We start from the raw sequence: 15,038 nt of genomic DNA on the forward strand, positions 1-15,038 counted from the left end.
CCCTTGGCAGACCGTGCGTTGTGCATTGTTGAACGTTGCGATCACAACGCAAGTGAAAATGGCAAAACTTTCCGATGTTCGGATGCTTCAGAAAACACTGATGTGTTTGAAGCTCTTATGAACGTCTGACAATGGTTTTTAGTCATTGGCTGAAAGAAGAGAGGGGCGAGTGGCTCGATCAGGAAATCTGGTTCGATGTGAAGTTGCGCATCGCCTTTGTACATCCGGGCACGATAGCCGGTGAGGGATTGGCCGCATTGATACTCGTGTCAACAAGGCTTTGCCACGCATGCCGACACTGACATCCGCAGCGGCGTGGGCTATGTTGATCAAGGAAAAAATTAAACAGATAGCCAACGCGACAAGGGGAGATTCAGATGAGGCAAAGGCATCGCCGGGCGGATTGCCCTGTCTTGCTTTTCCTTTACTGGAAACTCACCGGCTTGTCGGTGGCGCTGCTGTTATGGCCTGGCCTCAAGGCGCACGCGGCAGAGATTGAACCGCGCTCTTACACCAATGCGCCGATCGGGGTGAATTTCCTGATTGTGGGGCTGGCGCAGGCGGACGGCGGCATGTCGCTGGATCAGGCCATTCCGCTGGATGATGCCAAGCTGCGCGTGGATACCGCGGTGCTGGCCTTTGCGCATGTCTTTGCCCTGGGCGGGCAATCGGCGCGGTTCAGTGTCAGCTTGCCGTACTCCTCCATGCAGGGCACGGCCAGCTATGGCGGCCAGGCGGTGGGGCGCAATATCTCTGGCCCGGGGGACAGCAAGTTCCAGGTGTCGGCCAATTTCATCGGCGCGCCAGCGCTGAGCATGGCGGATTTTGCATCTTATGCCGAAGACTTTGTGGCCGGCGGCAGCGTGCTGGTCTCGGCACCCACCGGCCAGTACGACAGCAGCAAGCTGGTGAATGTCGGTACGCACCGCTGGTTTGTCAAACCGGAAGTCGGGTTTACCGAGCGGCTGGGCAACTGGTCGGTAGAGGGCTCGACTGGCGTGACGTTCTTCAGTACCAATCACGATTTCTTTGGCGGGCACGAGCGGGCACAAGCGCCCATCTATAGCGTGCAGCTCAATCTGGTGCGGTTTTTTCCGAATGGCATCTGGGCCGCGCTAACCGGCGCCTGGTTGCAAGGCGGCCGCACCACGGTCGATGACGTTCTCAAAAATGACCTGCAACAGAACTCCAGACTGGGCCTGACCATCGCCGCGCCGGTGAACCGCTATAACTCGGTCAAACTCAATTACAGCTCTGGCGTGGCGGTGCGGACCGGCACGGATTTCAACCAGTTCAGCCTGGCCTGGCAGGTACGCTGGGGCGGCGGTTTGTAACGCGGCTTTGCGCCTGCCTGATCGCCCTGATCTGCGGTTAATATCTGATCAGGACAACCCGGCGAAAAGGACAAGGCCTGGACCAGCACATCATTGCCCTGGGCGGTGGCGGTTTCTCTACCGAGACCAACCAGATCGCAGACCGCTACATTCTGGCGGCAGCACGCACAACGCGGCCCCGTATCTGTTTTCTGGCCACCGCCAGTGGCGATACCGAGTCTTATATCGGCCGCTTCTACAGCAACTTTGAGCAGCTCGATTGCGTGCCATCCCACTTGTCTTTGTTCCGCAATAACGTGGCGGATATCGAAGCGCATCTGCTGGCCCAGGACGTGATCTATGTCGGCGGCGGCAATACCAAAAGCATGCTGGCAGTCTGGCGGGAATGGGGTGTCGATCAACTTTTGCATACGGCTTTGCAGCGGGGTGTCGTGCTGGCCGGCACCAGCGCCGGGGCCATTTGCTGGTTTGAATGGGGCCTCACCGATTCTTTTCACGGCGCCTATCGGCCGCTGCCAGGCCTGGGCTGGCTGCCCGGCGCGGCCTGCCCGCATTTCTCCAACACCACAGAACGCCCGCGCGTGTTCAACGACTGTATCCAGACCGGGCAGATTCCGGCGGGTTACGGCCTGGATGACGGCGCCATGCTGCATTTCGTGAACGGCAAAGTGCAGTCGGTACTGGCCAGCAAGGAAGGCGCCGGCGTGTACTGGCACGAGCAGGGCCGGGCGCCAGCATTGCTGGCGGGCGCGGCAACGGCCTGAGTCAGTCGCTGGCTTTACGACACTGCGCCGGCGCAAAACCGTCAGGTCATCTGATGGTAATGCGGCTCATGCACTGTGACTGCGCGGCGACGCTGGCATTGTGCCGGTCTGGCCTGTTGCTCAACTAGGGGTATCTGGATGACTCGTATCACGCATTGGTTCATGGCGGCGTTGCTGTGCTTGCCGGTTCTTGCTCTGGCCGTGCCGGCCGATCCTGCTTCACCGGAAGCCATCGTGCGCGGGGTGAGCAAGGATGTGCTGGAAATCATCAACGCCAACGTGCAGGACCCGGTCAAGCAGCAAACCATGGCCGACGCCCGCCTGGTGCCGCTGGCCGACTTTGGCCGCATGACCGCGCTGGCGGTGGGCAAATACTGGCGCACCGCCACGCCGGAACAGCAACAAGCGCTGACCACCGAGTTCCGGGCCATGCTGGTGCGGACCTGGGTTGCCGTGCTTAGCAACCATAAAGGCGCGCAGGTGGATGTCAAAGGCACGCGCCCGGGTGAGACTGCGCAAGAACAGACTGTCCACAGCGTGGTGAATCAGCCGGGCCAGCAAGCAATCGCACTGGATCTGGATTTCGAAAACACCGCCGCGGGCTGGAAGGTGTACGACATCTCGATTGAAGGCATCAGCTTTATCAACAGTCACCGCAACCAGTTTGGCTCGGTCATCCAGAAAGACGGCGTGGATGGCCTGATCAAGCAGTTGTCGGCGGCCAATGCCAAAGCCGGCGTGCGCACGGCCACGAAATAAGCGGCGGTCATCTACCGCGCGAGTGCCTGCCGATGAGCTACAACAGGTGAATCGGCACGCATTCATGGCGTAACCCGTGGGCGCAAGACGTGCTGCGGGTTTCGCGGGCGCCCGGGTCGCGGCTATACTGCGCGGTCTATTGGACCAGTCATCTTGCATGCCGCTGCCGGCAATGCATGTCTTTGTTCTACCGGCCCCACCACCTCACGAGGATCATCATGAAATCACGTGCCGCCGTCGCATTTGGCCCAGGCAAACCCCTGGAAATTGTTGAAATTGATGTAGAACCGCCAAAAAAGGGCGAGGTTCTGGTCAAGATCACGCATACCGGCGTGTGCCATACCGATGCGTTCACCTTGTCGGGCGATGATCCGGAAGGCTTGTTCCCGGTGGTGCTGGGCCATGAAGGCGCGGGCGTGGTGGTGGAAGTGGGCGAGGGCGTGACCAGTGTCAAACCGGGCGATCACGTGATTCCGCTGTATACCGCCGAATGTGGCGAGTGTCTGTTCTGCAAATCCGGCAAGACCAACTTGTGTGTGTCGGTGCGGGCCACCCAGGGCAAGGGTGTGATGCCCGATGGCACCTCGCGCTTCTCGTATGAAGGCAAGCCGGTTTACCACTATATGGGCTGCTCCACGTTCTCTGAGTACACCGTGGTGGCCGAGGTCTCGCTGGCCAAAATCAACCCGGATGCCAATCCGGAACAAGTGTGTCTGCTGGGTTGCGGCGTGACCACCGGCATTGGCGCGGTCCATAACACCGCAAAGGTGCAGGAAGGCGACAGCGTGGCGGTGTTCGGTCTGGGCGGCATCGGGCTGGCGGTTATCCAGGGCGCGCGCCAGGCCAAGGCCGGGCGGATCTTTGCCATTGATACCAACCCGTCCAAATTCACGCTGGCCAGACAATTTGGCGCGACGGATTGCATCAACCCCAAGGATTACGACAAACCCATCCAGCAAGTGATTGTGGAGATGACCACCTGGGGCGTCGATCACACGTTTGAGTGCATCGGCAACGTCAACGTCATGCGTGCGGCGCTGGAATGCGCGCACCGGGGCTGGGGCCAGTCGGTGGTGATTGGCGTGGCAGGCGCGGGCCAGGAAATCTCTACCCGGCCGTTCCAGCTGGTGACCGGTCGCAGCTGGAAAGGCACCGCGTTTGGTGGCGTGAAGGGCCGCAGCCAGTTGCCGGGCATGGTGGAAGACGCCATGCAGGGCAAGATTGAACTGGCGCCCTTTGTGACGCATACCATGCCGCTGGACAAGATCAACGAGGCGTTCGATCTGATGCACGAAGGCAAGTCCATCCGCTCTGTCGTGCATTACTGAAAGGGCGGGCGATGGAACGCATAGAACATCGTGCCTGCTTTGAGGGCTGGCAGGACGTGTACCGGCATCAGTCAGCCACTCTGGGCTGCAGCATGAACTTTGCCATCTACCTGCCGCCGCAGGCTGCGCACGGGCCGGTGCCGGTGCTGTACTGGTTGTCCGGGCTGACTTGCACCGAGCAGAACTTCATCAGCAAAGCGGGCGCGCAGCGCTATGCCGCAGAACACGGCATTGCCATTGTCGCGCCGGATACCAGCCCGCGCGGGGACGACGTTGCAGATGACGCCGCCTACGATCTGGGCAAGGGCGCCGGGTTTTACCTCAACGCAACGCAAGCACCGTGGGCGGCGCATTACCGCATGCACGACTACGTGGCCGAAGAATTGCCGGCGCTGATCGAGGCGCATTTTCCGGTGACCAGCGCCCGCGCCATCAGCGGGCACTCCATGGGCGGCCATGGCGCGCTGACGCTGGCGCTGCGCAACCCGGGCCGTTACCGCAGTGTGTCGGCGTTCTCTCCCATCGTCGCGCCCAGCCAGGTGCCATGGGGCGAGAAAGCCTTCACCGCCTATCTGGGACCGGACCAGGCAGCGTGGCAAGCGTGGGATGCCGTCGCACTGATGGCCAATGTCGCGGAGCGTTTGCCGCTGCGGGTGGAACAAGGTGTGGGCGACGAGTTCCTGGAAAAACAACTGCGCCCGGAACTGCTGCAAGCCGCATGTGACGCTGTGGGCTACCCGCTGCAACTGAACCTGCAGCCGGGCTACGACCACAGCTACTACTTCATTGCCAGCTTCATTGGCGAGCACGTGGCCTGGCACGCGCAGTATCTGCACGCCTGAAACCAGGCTGCGCAGACCACGGCCGGCATCTGAATATGCCGGCCGTTTTCATTGGCGTGCCGCCTGGCGGGACGCAATCAGGCTTGTTGACGCACCGCAAGCGCGCAGCGGATGGGCGGGATCAACATCGGAGGTTCTCAAATTATCAATTTACGCGCGGCTTGATGTCATTGATCGTAATGGCCGGGGTTGATGACACAGCTGCCAGGACACCGCATATGCCGCTCAAATCCTCCCTCTTTTTCCTTGCCGCCGCGCTGGCCATGCCCGCCATGGCCGGTACGCTGGAACAGATATCCAGCAATGGTGAAGTGCGCATCGGCTATCGCCAGTCATCCATGCCGCTGTCCTGGGCAGACAACGAAAAGCCCACGGGCTTTATGGTGTCGCTGTGCGAGAAGATTGTGGCAGAGCAGATCGCCCCGGCGGTTCACAACAAGAATCTGCGCATCCAGTATGTGCCGGTCACCGCGCAGAACCGGTTTGAGCTACTTGCCAGCGGCAAGATTGATATGGAATGCGGCTCGACCACGGTCACGCGGGAGCGGCTGAAACAGGCAGATTTCTCCATCGTGACCTACATTACCGAATCCCGGCTGGTCAGCCTGAAAAGCGGCGGGCCGCAATCGCTCTCGACGATCTCCGGCAAGACGCTGGCGGTACAAACCGGCTCATCCCAGGCGGCGCTGATTGCCCGCGTGGCCAGCGGCGTCAAAGTACTGGCGGTGCCCGACGCCGCACATGGCATTGCTGCCGTCAGCCAGGGCAAGGCACATGCGTATGTTGATGGTGAAATCCTGAGTCAGAGCGCCATCCGCAAATCCGGGCTGCCAGATGCACGCTTTGTCTATGGCGCGCCGATTTCGGTCGAGCCCTTCGCCATCATGACCCGCAAGGGCGACAGCGATTTCGGGCAACTGGTCGATACCGGCCTGCGCAAGATTTTCGCCCGGCCCAATGAATCGCTGGCGCTGCTCAAGGGCTATAGCGACCAGATGGGCGCCGATATCAACCTGATGACGCGCGAAGCACTGCGCAACCCCGCCAAAGGCCGCGAATGCAGCGTGCTGGAGGCGGCCAGTTGCTGAGCGCTTCCGCTGCACGGTTGATTGACGCCACGATATCGAGCCGGTAAAAACGGCGGGCCCGTCCGCAGGGCGGGTCTTGCCTGTTTTACTTTCTGGAGGAGGTCATTGTGGGCGCTTGGGGTACCCGGTTTTTCGAAAATGATGACGCGTCGGACTGGGTCTACGACCTGGCCCCATCCGGTGAGCTTGCGCCGGTTGCAGACGCACTGGCGGCGGTGGACGTGGATTACCTGGAAAGTCCGGAAGGCGCTGTCGCACTTTGTGCTGCGGCTGCAGTAGCGGTGTCGCAAGGTCTGCCGGTAGCGGAACTGCCGGATTCTTTGACCGCGTGGAAAGTGCAGGTTGATGTGACTGCCGCGAAGGCTTTGGTGCCTGATGCCATTGCCGCGATCGAGCGCGTCCTGGCGAACGGTAGCGAGCTCAAAGAACTCTGGCAGGAGAATGAAGAGGATTACCCGGCCTGGGAGAAAGAGGCCGCCTCGCTGCGGGATCAGTTGCGCACACTGTGAGGCACAATCGATCATGAAAAATGGCGCCACTGGCGCCGTTTCTTTTTACGTAGCGGCTGACTCCGCCGCCGCCGAGGCGCTGATGTTCTTGCGCGCCGCCAGCGCGACTGCTGCGGCGGCAAAGCCGGAGGCTGCGCCGACGGCCATGGCCCAGCGCGGGCCGTACACGTTGGCCACCCAACCCACAATCGGCGCGCCGATGGGAGTGCTGCCGACGGCAACGCCAAGGCGCAAGGCCATCACGCGGCCCCGCATGGCCGGTTCGGTTGCCAGTTGCATCAGGCTGTTGGTGGTGTTGGTAAAGGTAAGTGCCGCAATGCCGATGACCACAAGGGCGGCGGCAAACAGCCAGTAATCCGGGGCGATGGCGGCCAGCGCGCAACCCAGGCCAAAGACGGCAGCGCCGGTCAGCAAGGTACCGAACTCGGGTTTTTCACGCCCGGCGGCCATCAGTGCGCCGGCCACCGTGCCTACTGCCATGATCGAGGACAACAAGCCAAATGCCTTGGCATCGGCATGAAATGCGCCGACCGCCATGGTCGAGATAAAAATGGGGAAGTTCAGCCCGAATGTGCCGATCAGGAACAGCATGATCAGTGTGGCGCGCAAATCAGGCCGCGCCCAGGTGTAACGCAGGCCGACCATGATGCCGCCACGGGTGCTGGTGGCGCGCGCGTTGGGGTGCAGTTCAGACACGCGCAGCATCAGCAGTGATACCAGCACGGCGATGAATGAAATCCCGTTCAGCAAGAACGCCCAGCCCGTGCCGACGACCGCAATCACAAGGCCTGCCACGCCCGGGCCGATCATTCTGGCGGCGTTAAATGAAGTCGAGTTGAGCGCCACCGCGTTGGGCAGATCTTTGTCGCCCACCAGTTCAGTGACAAAAATCTGCCGTACCGGCGCATCAAACGCTGACGCGCAGCCGAACAGAAAGGCGAACACATACACCTGCCATAACTGCACCACGCCCAGCACGGTCATCAGGCCCAGCGCCAGGGCCAGCACGCCCATGATGGCCTGCGTGACCAGCAACAGCTTGCGCTGGTTGAAGTAATCGGCGGCGGCGCCGGTCCAGGGCATCAGCAACAGTTGCGGGCCAAACTGCAAGGCCATGACGGTGCCGACGGCCGAGGCGTCGTGATGGGTCAGTTGCGTGAGCACCAGCCAGTCTTGCGCGGTGCGCTGCATCCAGGTGCCGACGTTGGACACCAGCGAGCCCACAGTCCACAGCCGGAAATTGAAATTGTGCATGGCCCGGAACAGGCCGGCGCGTTGTTTCATGCGACGGCCTCCAGGTTGGGGCGGGGTAAAAACGCAATCACGAACATGATGTATCCAGCAATCTTGTACACCGGCGCAAAGCAGCCGGGTTAGTCCTCTACCAGCCGGGTCAGCAGATCAAGCGCGTGGGCAAATTTGGCGCGTTCTGCGGCCGTCAGGCGTTCTTCAATACGGTGGCTCAACCAGTCCTGGCGGGCGCTGCGGCCGGTTTCCAGCCAGCCGCGCCCGGCCTCGGTCAAGGCCAGTACGGTTTTGCGGCCATCCACCTCATCGGGTGTGCCGGCAACGAAACCGGCCTTGATCAGGCTGGCGACGATGGGGCTCATCGATTGCGCGCGCATGTGCTCGGCCCGGGCCAGTTCAGACACCGTGGCGCCGGATTTTTCCAGCAGCAACACCACAGAGATTTGCGACTGTGTCAGCGTGGCGTGGTTGGAGTGCTCGCGCAGCTGGCGGCGCAATTTGCCCATCAGTGAGCGGGTATTGCTGGCCAGGGCAGCGGCTTGCGCCGGTGCAGCATCGGATGAATATGAGTCCATGCTCATAAACTAGCATATATGAAGGTAAACTACCAAGTTTTCCTGATGATTTGCCGGTGGTGCTGGCGGCACGGCCGGATGACAATAACGGCATCTGTCGTCCTTACCAGGAAACCTGCCATGCAAGACGCCTTGATCATCCAGCAACCGGCCGATGTCGCCGCCAGTGACCGCGAACTCTGGCTGTTTTTTCATGGCGTTGGCTCCCGCGCAGAGGACCTCGTCCCGCTGGGTGAAGCGCTGGCGCCGCTGTTGCCCAAGGCCTGGATTGTCAGCGTGCGCTCGCCTGATCCGTCTGACTTTGGCCAGGGCTGGCAATGGTTTTCCGTGCAGGGGGTGACCGAAGCATCCCGCCCCGTGCGCATTGCCGGCGCCATGCCCCGGTTTGTCGAGGTGGTGCGCCACTGGCAGCAGCAAACCGGCGTGCACCCGGTTGCCACCACGCTGGCCGGGTTCTCGCAAGGGGCGATCATGGCGCTGGAATCCACCAGTCAGCCGCAAGCCCTGGCAAAGCGGGTGATTTCATTGGCAGGCCGCTTTGCCACGCTGCCCACCGTGGCCCCGCAAGAGACGGCCATCCACTTTTTGCATGGCCAGAATGACCAGGTGATCAACCCGCAATTTGCCGTGGATGCCTGGCGCCAGTTGCAGGTGCTGGGGGCGCATGTCAGCTGCGATCTCTTCCCCAATCTGGGTCATGGGCTGGATGGCCGGGTGGTGCAGCGCATTGCGCAACTGATTGCGACCGACCAGGGCGAGGCCGCCACCACTGTAAACAAAAATTAGCCCGCGTTTGCCAGAATGCCCCAGTCTTGAGTTTGTCCACCGCCCGCACCTTGCGGGCGTTGTTGTATGCGCGGGTCAGGGCCCGCGTTCCGCAGGTCTCGATAACCAGAACATGAAGAGCAAAAAAATGAGCAAACACTTCCGGATTGCCGCAGTGGGTACGCTGGCTTTGGCCGCGACCTTGCTGGGTGGCTGCGCCGCCCCCGTCGTTAAAACCTATGGCATGGATGAACACTTTTCCAATAGCGAGATCATGTCTGGCTCCACCGCCACGGCGGACCAGTGTGGCCGTACACCCAATGCCGTGTGGGTAGAAGCGGGCCAGTATCATGAGTGCGTGGTGTATTTCCCGTCGCCCGCGTTTGCGGCTGGCGCGCCGATTGATCAGACCATTGTGTTCATGGAAGGTGACCGGCTGGATGGCAAGCAAATGGCAGAGCCGCAGTACGAGAAAAGCTCGCCGCGTGCGCTGACCCGTATGGCCGAGCGCGAACAGCAACACAGCGGTTTTCCCTATCTGGTGCTGGGCCGCCCGGGGACCGACGGCAGTAGCGGCAACCAGCGCGTGCGGCGGACGCAGTATGAAACGCTGGTGGTCAATGGGGCGCTGGACCAGATCAAGCGCAAATACCAGATCAAACAGTTTGGCGTGGTCGGCCAGTCTGGCGGCGGCGGGCTTGTGGGCGCGCTGATTTCAGAGCGCCAGGACATCCTGTGTGGCGTGGCGTCATCCGGCGTGACGGCGGTGAAATACCGCATCCAGGAAAAGGGCTGGACGGCGGACATCACCGGGATTGGCACCGCAGAAGTGTGGGACCCGGTTGATCAGTTGCCGCGCGCGCGGCCCATGCCCGGGTTCCGCCTGTTTGCGACCAGCGACCGGCTGGATGGCGACGTGCCGTTTGATTCGCAGCAGTATTTTATCCAGAAGGCACAGGCTGCCGGCTTGCCCGCTGTGCAGATCACGGTGCATGGTGGCGGCAGCGTGCATCACCAGACTTACCCGATTGGCAACAAGGTGATGGCCGATTGCATGAAGGGCGTGCCGACCGACACCATCGTCGCGCGCTATTCCGGTCACTATGTCGATCAGAAAGAAGAAGCCAAAGCTTTCCCGGCGCAGGCCAGAGCCGAGCAATAACGTATACGCCAGCCACAAAAAAACCGGTCAGCCCAGGCGACCGGTTTTTTTTTCCAGCAAGGGCTATTCGCCGCCCTTAGCCCTTGCGCCCGCCAATACCGGCCGGTGCGCTCTTGTGGAACTGGATGGTCTGCAGCGGCACAGAAGAGGGCGGCGGTTCTTTGAAGATGTGGTTCTTCATCTTGCCCACCACGTGCATCTCACAGGGTTTGCAGTCAAAGCGCAGGGTGTAGGTGTCGTTGCCGGTTTTCAGGGTCATCGGCTCGGCCCGCACCTGGCCTTGCACGCCCTTCACGCCCTTGGCCTGCTTGGGGCACAAGTTGTAAGAGAAACGCAGGCAGTGCTTGGTGATCATCAACGAGACTTCGCCCGGTTCCTCGTGCGATTCGTACGCTGCGGCGATCAGTTGCACGCCATGGCGGGTGTAAAAGGCGCGGGCCGCATCGTTGTAGACGTTGGCCAGGTAAGACAGCGACGTCTCCGGGTAGGCCACGGGCGGCTGTACTTCTGCCTTGCGTTCCGGGCGCTGCCAGGCGGCGACGCGGGCGGTTTCCAGTGCGGCAATGGCATCGCGGCGCAGCGCGTTGATGGCGCCAGCCGGTACAAACCAGGTTTCCCGCGTGGCAATGCTGACGTCGACCGGATTGAAAATAGTGTTGCCCAGCTTGGCCAGGTTCTCGCGCAGGGTGGCCTGGGCTTTCTCTACGTTCTGCGCCACCTGCAGTTCCAGCGGCGCGTGCACGCTGGCGCTGCAGCCGTCTTCATCGGTAATGGTCAGCGTCAGGCCGGCGGCGTCGTCGGTCAGCTTGAGCCAGGCGTCAATCTTGCGCTCGGCCGACTTGCGGGTCAGCGCCTGTTCCCAGTCGTGATCGCGGTTGCGGTTGATGGTCAGGCCGGGTTTCAGGCCTTCCAGCTCGCTCATGTATTCGTTGGGGTGCACGCGCCAGATCTCGCCACGTTCGCCCGTGCCCATGCGTTCAACCACGTTGGCTTGCAGGCCGACCACTTCACGTTTTTTCATGAAGTTCAGGCCGTCGCCGTTGGCCAGCGAGGCGGCGGTGTCGATCTCGAACCAGGTCTTGCCCAGCCGGGTGACGGTGCCGATTTCCACGCCCACATACTTGGGCGAATCAAACGCGCCAATATCATCCAGCCGCCCGTTTACAAAGTAATCGGTATGGCCGCGATGGAAATTCTTGTCCACATCCGGCGTAAAGAAGATATCGGTGCGGCCGCTGGCGGCACGCGCCAGTTCCGGACGACGGGTGAGGATTTCATCAAGCAGCAAGCGGTAATGGGCAGTGATGTTCTTGACGTAGCCCATGTCCTTGTAGCGGCCTTCGATCTTGAACGAGCGCACGCCGGCGTCGATCAGCGCTTCCAGGTTGGCGCTCTGGTCGTTGTCTTTCATCGACAACAAGTGTTTGTCGAACGCCACCACGCCGCCCTTGGTATCGGTCAGGGTGTACGGCAAGCGACAGGCTTGCGAGCAGTCGCCGCGGTTGGCACTGCGGCCGGTGTCGGCATGGCTGATGAAGCACTGGCCGGAATACGCCACGCACAAGGCCCCGTGGATGAAGAACTCGACGGTGGTATCGGTCGGCAACGCATCACGCACCGCGCGGATTTTTTCCAGCGTCAGTTCGCGCGCCAGCACCACTTGCGAGAACCCGCTGTCTGCCAGGAAACGCGCTTTCTCCGGCGTGCGGATATCGCACTGGGTAGAGGCGTGCAGCTGCAGCGGTGGCAAGTCGAGTTCTGCAATGCCCATGTCCTGGACGATCAGTGCATCGACGCCTGCATCATAAAGTTGATGAATCAGCTGACGCGCCGGTTCCAGTTCGGCGTCATGCAAGATGGTGTTGAGCGTGACAAAAATGCGGCTGTGAAAGCGGTGGGCAAATTCCACCAGCCCGGCGATTTCGCTCACGGTATTGCTGGCGTTATGCCGCGCGCCAAAAGACGGGCCGCCGATATACACCGCATCTGCGCCATGCAGGATCGCTTCCCGGCCAATTTCAACGGTCTTGGCGGGGGAGAGAAGTTCCAGTTGGTGCGGCAAGAGGCTCATGGGTATATCCGGGCAAGGCAAACAAGGCTGCGAACTATAACAGAATCAAAGCCTTGGCGCGCCCTTGCGTAAAGTGCCAGATGCCGGACGGTGCCGCATCACGGCGGCCTTTTGTTGCCCTTGTCAAAGGTTCAATCCGCCCGGCGGCGCTGAATGGACTGACAACGATTTAGCAATTTCTGATATATTACAACGGCATACAAAAACAGAATGCCCGGCGTTGCGATATGCCCCATGGCATACCGGTCAACCGACGGGCCTGGTTGTTCTGGCAACGGGTAGAGCCTGCCTCCCCCTTGCCGCCCCATCCGGTGCTGGCGCTGCATAAAGCCGGCGTGATCCGCTTGATTACCCTGTTACCCCGTCTGTGCCGCTTGCGGCATGGGTCAACCGTTGTATTTCCCCAGACCGACCCGTCTACTCGCGCGGGTCATGGCCCGGGGACACTTGTTATCGTTAACACCATTCACGACTAACTCTGGAGACATAATGAAGTCGTTGCGTTCGGGCCTGCTGGCCGCCCTGTCTTTTGCCGCCGTACTGGCGCACGCCGAAACCGGCGTCACCGATAACGAAATCGTGATCGGTCAATCTGCCGCACTTTCCGGCCCGGCCGGTGAACTGGGCAAGGGCGTGAACCGTGGCGCCAAGGCGTATTTCGACTGGGTTAACCAGCATGGTGGCGTGAATGGCCGCAAGATCCGCCTGGTGGCGCTGGATGACGGCTACGAGCCGGATCGCACCGCCGCCAACACGCAAAAGCTGATCAAGGATCAGGGCGTGTTCGCGCTGTTTGGTTATGTCGGCACCCCGACCTCCAACGCTGCGCTGCCGCTGATCAACCAGAGCGGCATCCCGTTTGTGGCCCCGTTTACCGGCGCCGAAGGCCTGCGCAGCCCGGTGAACCGCAACGTGTTCAACATCCGCGCCAGCTATCGTGATGAAGCCGAAGAAATTGCCGGCTCCATGAAAAAGATGGGCATGCAAAGCATCAACGTGTTCTACCAGAACGACGCTTACGGTCAGGCCGGTCTGAAGGCCATGCAAGAGGCCGCCGCCAAGAACGGCATCAAGATCAACGCCACTGCCACTGTGCAGCGTAACAGCGCAGACGTGAAAAAGGCCGTGGATGAACTGGTCGTGAAAAAGCCGGCCAGCGCCGTGTTCATGGTGACGGCGTATACCTCCAGCGCCGCGTTCATCAACGCTTCCCGCGCCCAGAACTTCATCGGCCCGTTCTACAACGTGTCGTTTGTAGGTACTGAAGCCCTGATTACCGCGCTCAAGAACGACGGCTCTGGCGTGATCGTGTCGCAAGTCATGCCTTCGCCGTACAACCCGATCAAGCCGGTGACCATCGACTATGTGAAGGCGCTGAAAGCCAGCGGTATCGACAATGTGGATTACCCCAGCCTGGAAGGCTACATCGGCGCCCGCGTGCTGGTGGAAGGCCTGAAGCGTTCGGGCAAGGCGCTGACCCGCGAGAAGCTGATCTCTTCGCTGGAAGAACTGCGTGACTACGACCTGGGCGGCTTCCGGGTGAAGTTCACCTCCGGCAACCACGAGGGCTCCAGCTTTGTTGATCTGACCGTGATCGACAAAGACGGCCACGTGCACAGCTAAGACGGCTGACCGGACATAAAAAAACGGCACCTGCGGGTGCCGTTTTTTTTGGGGCGCCAATTCGCATACCAGGGCGGCAGGATGTCGTGGCGGTTGTAGTGGCGGCTGGCCGGCGTTGTCGGTGCGTCTGGCCTTTTTGGGTTATGGCACAGGCATTCAGCCCTCAAAGATAAAACGCCGATGGCGCCACGCCGAAGTGGCGCTTGAACATGGCGGTAAAGGCGCTCTGGCTGGTGTAGCCGTGATCCAGCGCCACCGTGACGATTTTCTCGCCATGCGCCAGCCGTTCCAGCGCCAGCAACAGGCGCGCGTGCTGGCGCCAGCGGCCGGGCGTCATGCCGGTTTCCCGCTGGAACGCCCGGTGCAGCGTGCGCGTGGCCATGCCCAGCGTGGCAGCCCAGTCGGCGCTGGCGTGGTCTTCGTGCGGGTGGGAGAGGATGGCATCGCACAAGCGGCGCAGGCGGGTATCTTGCGGCCACGGCAAATACAGCGGCAGGCGTTCAATGGCGGCCAGTTCTGCCAGCAACAATTGCATCACAAGGTCATCGCGGCTGCCGGGCGTGTAATCGAACGGGATATTCACTGCCGCCAGAATCAGTTCCCGCAGCAAGGGCTGGACCTCTACCACGCAGCTGCCCTGCGGCAAGTGCGCCACCGTGCCGGGTTCGACAAACACGGTGCGCATGCGCACATGGCCGCTCATACGCACCGAGTGTTCCAGCCCGGCATCCAGCCAGACGCCGCGCGTGGGCGGCACCACCCAGCGACCGCTGGCCGCTTCAATCAGCATCACGCCCTCGACCGCATACAACAATTGCGCGCGGCGATGCCGGTGTGGGGCAACAAAGGCGCCGTTGGGGTAATCGGCCGCCAGTACCGCCACCGGCATGGGCGTGTCTTCATGCTGGATATGCACATCAGGCGAGGGCGTGGCGATCATGGATGGCAGTTTTGCGATAGATATTGCCAG

Annotated in this window: 14 protein-coding genes; 10 read left to right on the forward strand and 4 right to left on the reverse strand. The window is 61.3% G+C overall.

Going from position 1 to position 15,038, the window contains the following annotated elements; translation table 11 throughout:
* The first annotated feature begins 413 nt into the window (after window positions 1–413).
* The 7 genes from IEX57_RS13275 to IEX57_RS13305 all read left to right on the forward strand — a co-directional run bounded on the left by IEX57_RS13275 (window position 414) and on the right by IEX57_RS13305 (window position 6,624).
* A complete protein-coding gene (locus IEX57_RS13275) occupies window positions 414–1,334 on the forward strand; it encodes a transporter (RefSeq protein WP_188704828.1) in 921 nt (306 codons plus the stop codon).
* Window positions 1,335–1,432: 98 nt separating this feature from the next.
* Window positions 1,433–2,098: a Type 1 glutamine amidotransferase-like domain-containing protein gene (locus tag IEX57_RS13280; RefSeq protein WP_268238347.1), complete on the forward strand. Its 666-nt coding sequence runs from the start codon at window positions 1,433–1,435 to the stop codon at window positions 2,096–2,098.
* A 138-nt stretch (window positions 2,099–2,236) separates the two neighbouring features.
* Window positions 2,237–2,857 carry an MlaC/ttg2D family ABC transporter substrate-binding protein gene (locus IEX57_RS13285; RefSeq protein ID WP_229709017.1) on the forward strand — a complete coding sequence of 207 codons (621 nt, stop codon included), beginning with the start codon at window positions 2,237–2,239 and terminating at the stop codon, window positions 2,855–2,857.
* A gap of 218 nt (window positions 2,858–3,075) precedes the next feature.
* Window positions 3,076–4,185: an S-(hydroxymethyl)glutathione dehydrogenase/class III alcohol dehydrogenase gene (locus tag IEX57_RS13290; RefSeq protein ID WP_188704829.1), complete on the forward strand. Its 1,110-nt coding sequence runs from the start codon at window positions 3,076–3,078 to the stop codon at window positions 4,183–4,185.
* Between the two features lie 11 nt (window positions 4,186–4,196).
* The gene (gene fghA, locus IEX57_RS13295) at window positions 4,197–5,027 is read left to right on the forward strand and encodes an S-formylglutathione hydrolase (RefSeq protein ID WP_188704830.1); all 831 of its coding nucleotides are present in this window, start codon (window positions 4,197–4,199) and stop codon (window positions 5,025–5,027) included.
* Between the two features lie 218 nt (window positions 5,028–5,245).
* Window positions 5,246–6,115 (forward strand): transporter substrate-binding domain-containing protein, encoded by an 870-nt coding sequence (locus IEX57_RS13300; protein ID WP_188704831.1) that lies wholly within the window; start codon window positions 5,246–5,248, stop codon window positions 6,113–6,115.
* A 107-nt stretch (window positions 6,116–6,222) separates the two neighbouring features.
* The gene (locus IEX57_RS13305; RefSeq protein ID WP_188704832.1) at window positions 6,223–6,624 is read left to right on the forward strand and encodes a DUF4259 domain-containing protein; all 402 of its coding nucleotides are present in this window, start codon (window positions 6,223–6,225) and stop codon (window positions 6,622–6,624) included.
* A gap of 45 nt (window positions 6,625–6,669) precedes the next feature.
* Here IEX57_RS13305 and IEX57_RS13310 read toward each other — a convergent pair whose 3' ends face one another.
* Both IEX57_RS13310 and IEX57_RS13315 read right to left on the reverse strand, forming a co-directional pair.
* A complete protein-coding gene (locus IEX57_RS13310) occupies window positions 6,670–7,908 on the reverse strand; it encodes an MFS transporter (RefSeq protein WP_188704833.1) in 1,239 nt (412 codons plus the stop codon).
* A gap of 89 nt (window positions 7,909–7,997) precedes the next feature.
* Complete coding sequence (locus tag IEX57_RS13315) at window positions 7,998–8,447, reverse strand: MarR family winged helix-turn-helix transcriptional regulator (RefSeq protein WP_188704834.1); 450 nt, start codon at window positions 8,445–8,447, stop codon at window positions 7,998–8,000.
* Between the two features lie 120 nt (window positions 8,448–8,567).
* On the opposite strand from IEX57_RS13315, the gene ypfH reads away from it, so the two are divergent.
* A complete protein-coding gene (gene ypfH, locus IEX57_RS13320) occupies window positions 8,568–9,233 on the forward strand; it encodes an esterase (RefSeq protein WP_188704835.1) in 666 nt (221 codons plus the stop codon).
* 127 nt (window positions 9,234–9,360) lie between these two features.
* The gene (locus IEX57_RS13325) at window positions 9,361–10,374 is read left to right on the forward strand and encodes a hypothetical protein (RefSeq protein WP_188704836.1); all 1,014 of its coding nucleotides are present in this window, start codon (window positions 9,361–9,363) and stop codon (window positions 10,372–10,374) included.
* A 76-nt stretch (window positions 10,375–10,450) separates the two neighbouring features.
* Here IEX57_RS13325 and IEX57_RS13330 read toward each other — a convergent pair whose 3' ends face one another.
* The gene (locus IEX57_RS13330) at window positions 10,451–12,445 is read right to left on the reverse strand and encodes a peptidase U32 family protein (RefSeq protein WP_188704837.1); all 1,995 of its coding nucleotides are present in this window, start codon (window positions 12,443–12,445) and stop codon (window positions 10,451–10,453) included.
* 489 nt (window positions 12,446–12,934) lie between these two features.
* Here IEX57_RS13330 and IEX57_RS13335 point away from each other — a divergent pair, with 489 nt between their 5' ends.
* Window positions 12,935–14,068, forward strand: a complete 1,134-nt coding sequence (locus tag IEX57_RS13335) for an ABC transporter substrate-binding protein (protein WP_188704838.1) — start codon at window positions 12,935–12,937, stop codon at window positions 14,066–14,068.
* A gap of 163 nt (window positions 14,069–14,231) precedes the next feature.
* Here IEX57_RS13335 and IEX57_RS13340 read toward each other — a convergent pair whose 3' ends face one another.
* Window positions 14,232–15,008 carry an AraC family transcriptional regulator gene (locus IEX57_RS13340; protein WP_229709018.1) on the reverse strand — a complete coding sequence of 259 codons (777 nt, stop codon included), beginning with the start codon at window positions 15,006–15,008 and terminating at the stop codon, window positions 14,232–14,234.
* Between the last annotated feature and the right edge of the window lie 30 nt (window positions 15,009–15,038).

This window comes from Silvimonas iriomotensis (assembly GCF_014645535.1).
Taxonomy (GTDB): Bacteria; Pseudomonadota; Gammaproteobacteria; order Burkholderiales; family Chitinibacteraceae; genus Silvimonas; species Silvimonas iriomotensis.

Bases quoted from the DNA above. Each gene is read 5' to 3' on its own strand.
- IEX57_RS13310 (WP_188704833.1), bottom strand. From the start codon at position 7,908: ATGAAACAACGCGCCGGCCTGTTCCGGGCCATGCACAATTTCAATTTC.
- ypfH (WP_188704835.1), top strand. From the start codon at position 8,568: ATGCAAGACGCCTTGATCATCCAGCAACCGGCCGATGTCGCCGCCAGT.
- IEX57_RS13340 (WP_229709018.1), bottom strand. From the start codon at position 15,008: ATGATCGCCACGCCCTCGCCTGATGTGCATATCCAGCATGAAGACACG.
- IEX57_RS13330 (WP_188704837.1), bottom strand. From the start codon at position 12,445: ATGAGCCTCTTGCCGCACCAACTGGAACTTCTCTCCCCCGCCAAGACC.
- IEX57_RS13335 (WP_188704838.1), top strand. From the start codon at position 12,935: ATGAAGTCGTTGCGTTCGGGCCTGCTGGCCGCCCTGTCTTTTGCCGCC.
- IEX57_RS13290 (WP_188704829.1), top strand. From the start codon at position 3,076: ATGAAATCACGTGCCGCCGTCGCATTTGGCCCAGGCAAACCCCTGGAA.
- fghA (WP_188704830.1), top strand. From the start codon at position 4,197: ATGGAACGCATAGAACATCGTGCCTGCTTTGAGGGCTGGCAGGACGTG.
- IEX57_RS13300 (WP_188704831.1), top strand. From the start codon at position 5,246: ATGCCGCTCAAATCCTCCCTCTTTTTCCTTGCCGCCGCGCTGGCCATG.
- IEX57_RS13325 (WP_188704836.1), top strand. From the start codon at position 9,361: ATGAGCAAACACTTCCGGATTGCCGCAGTGGGTACGCTGGCTTTGGCC.
- IEX57_RS13285 (WP_229709017.1), top strand. From the start codon at position 2,237: ATGACTCGTATCACGCATTGGTTCATGGCGGCGTTGCTGTGCTTGCCG.
- IEX57_RS13315 (WP_188704834.1), bottom strand. From the start codon at position 8,447: ATGGACTCATATTCATCCGATGCTGCACCGGCGCAAGCCGCTGCCCTG.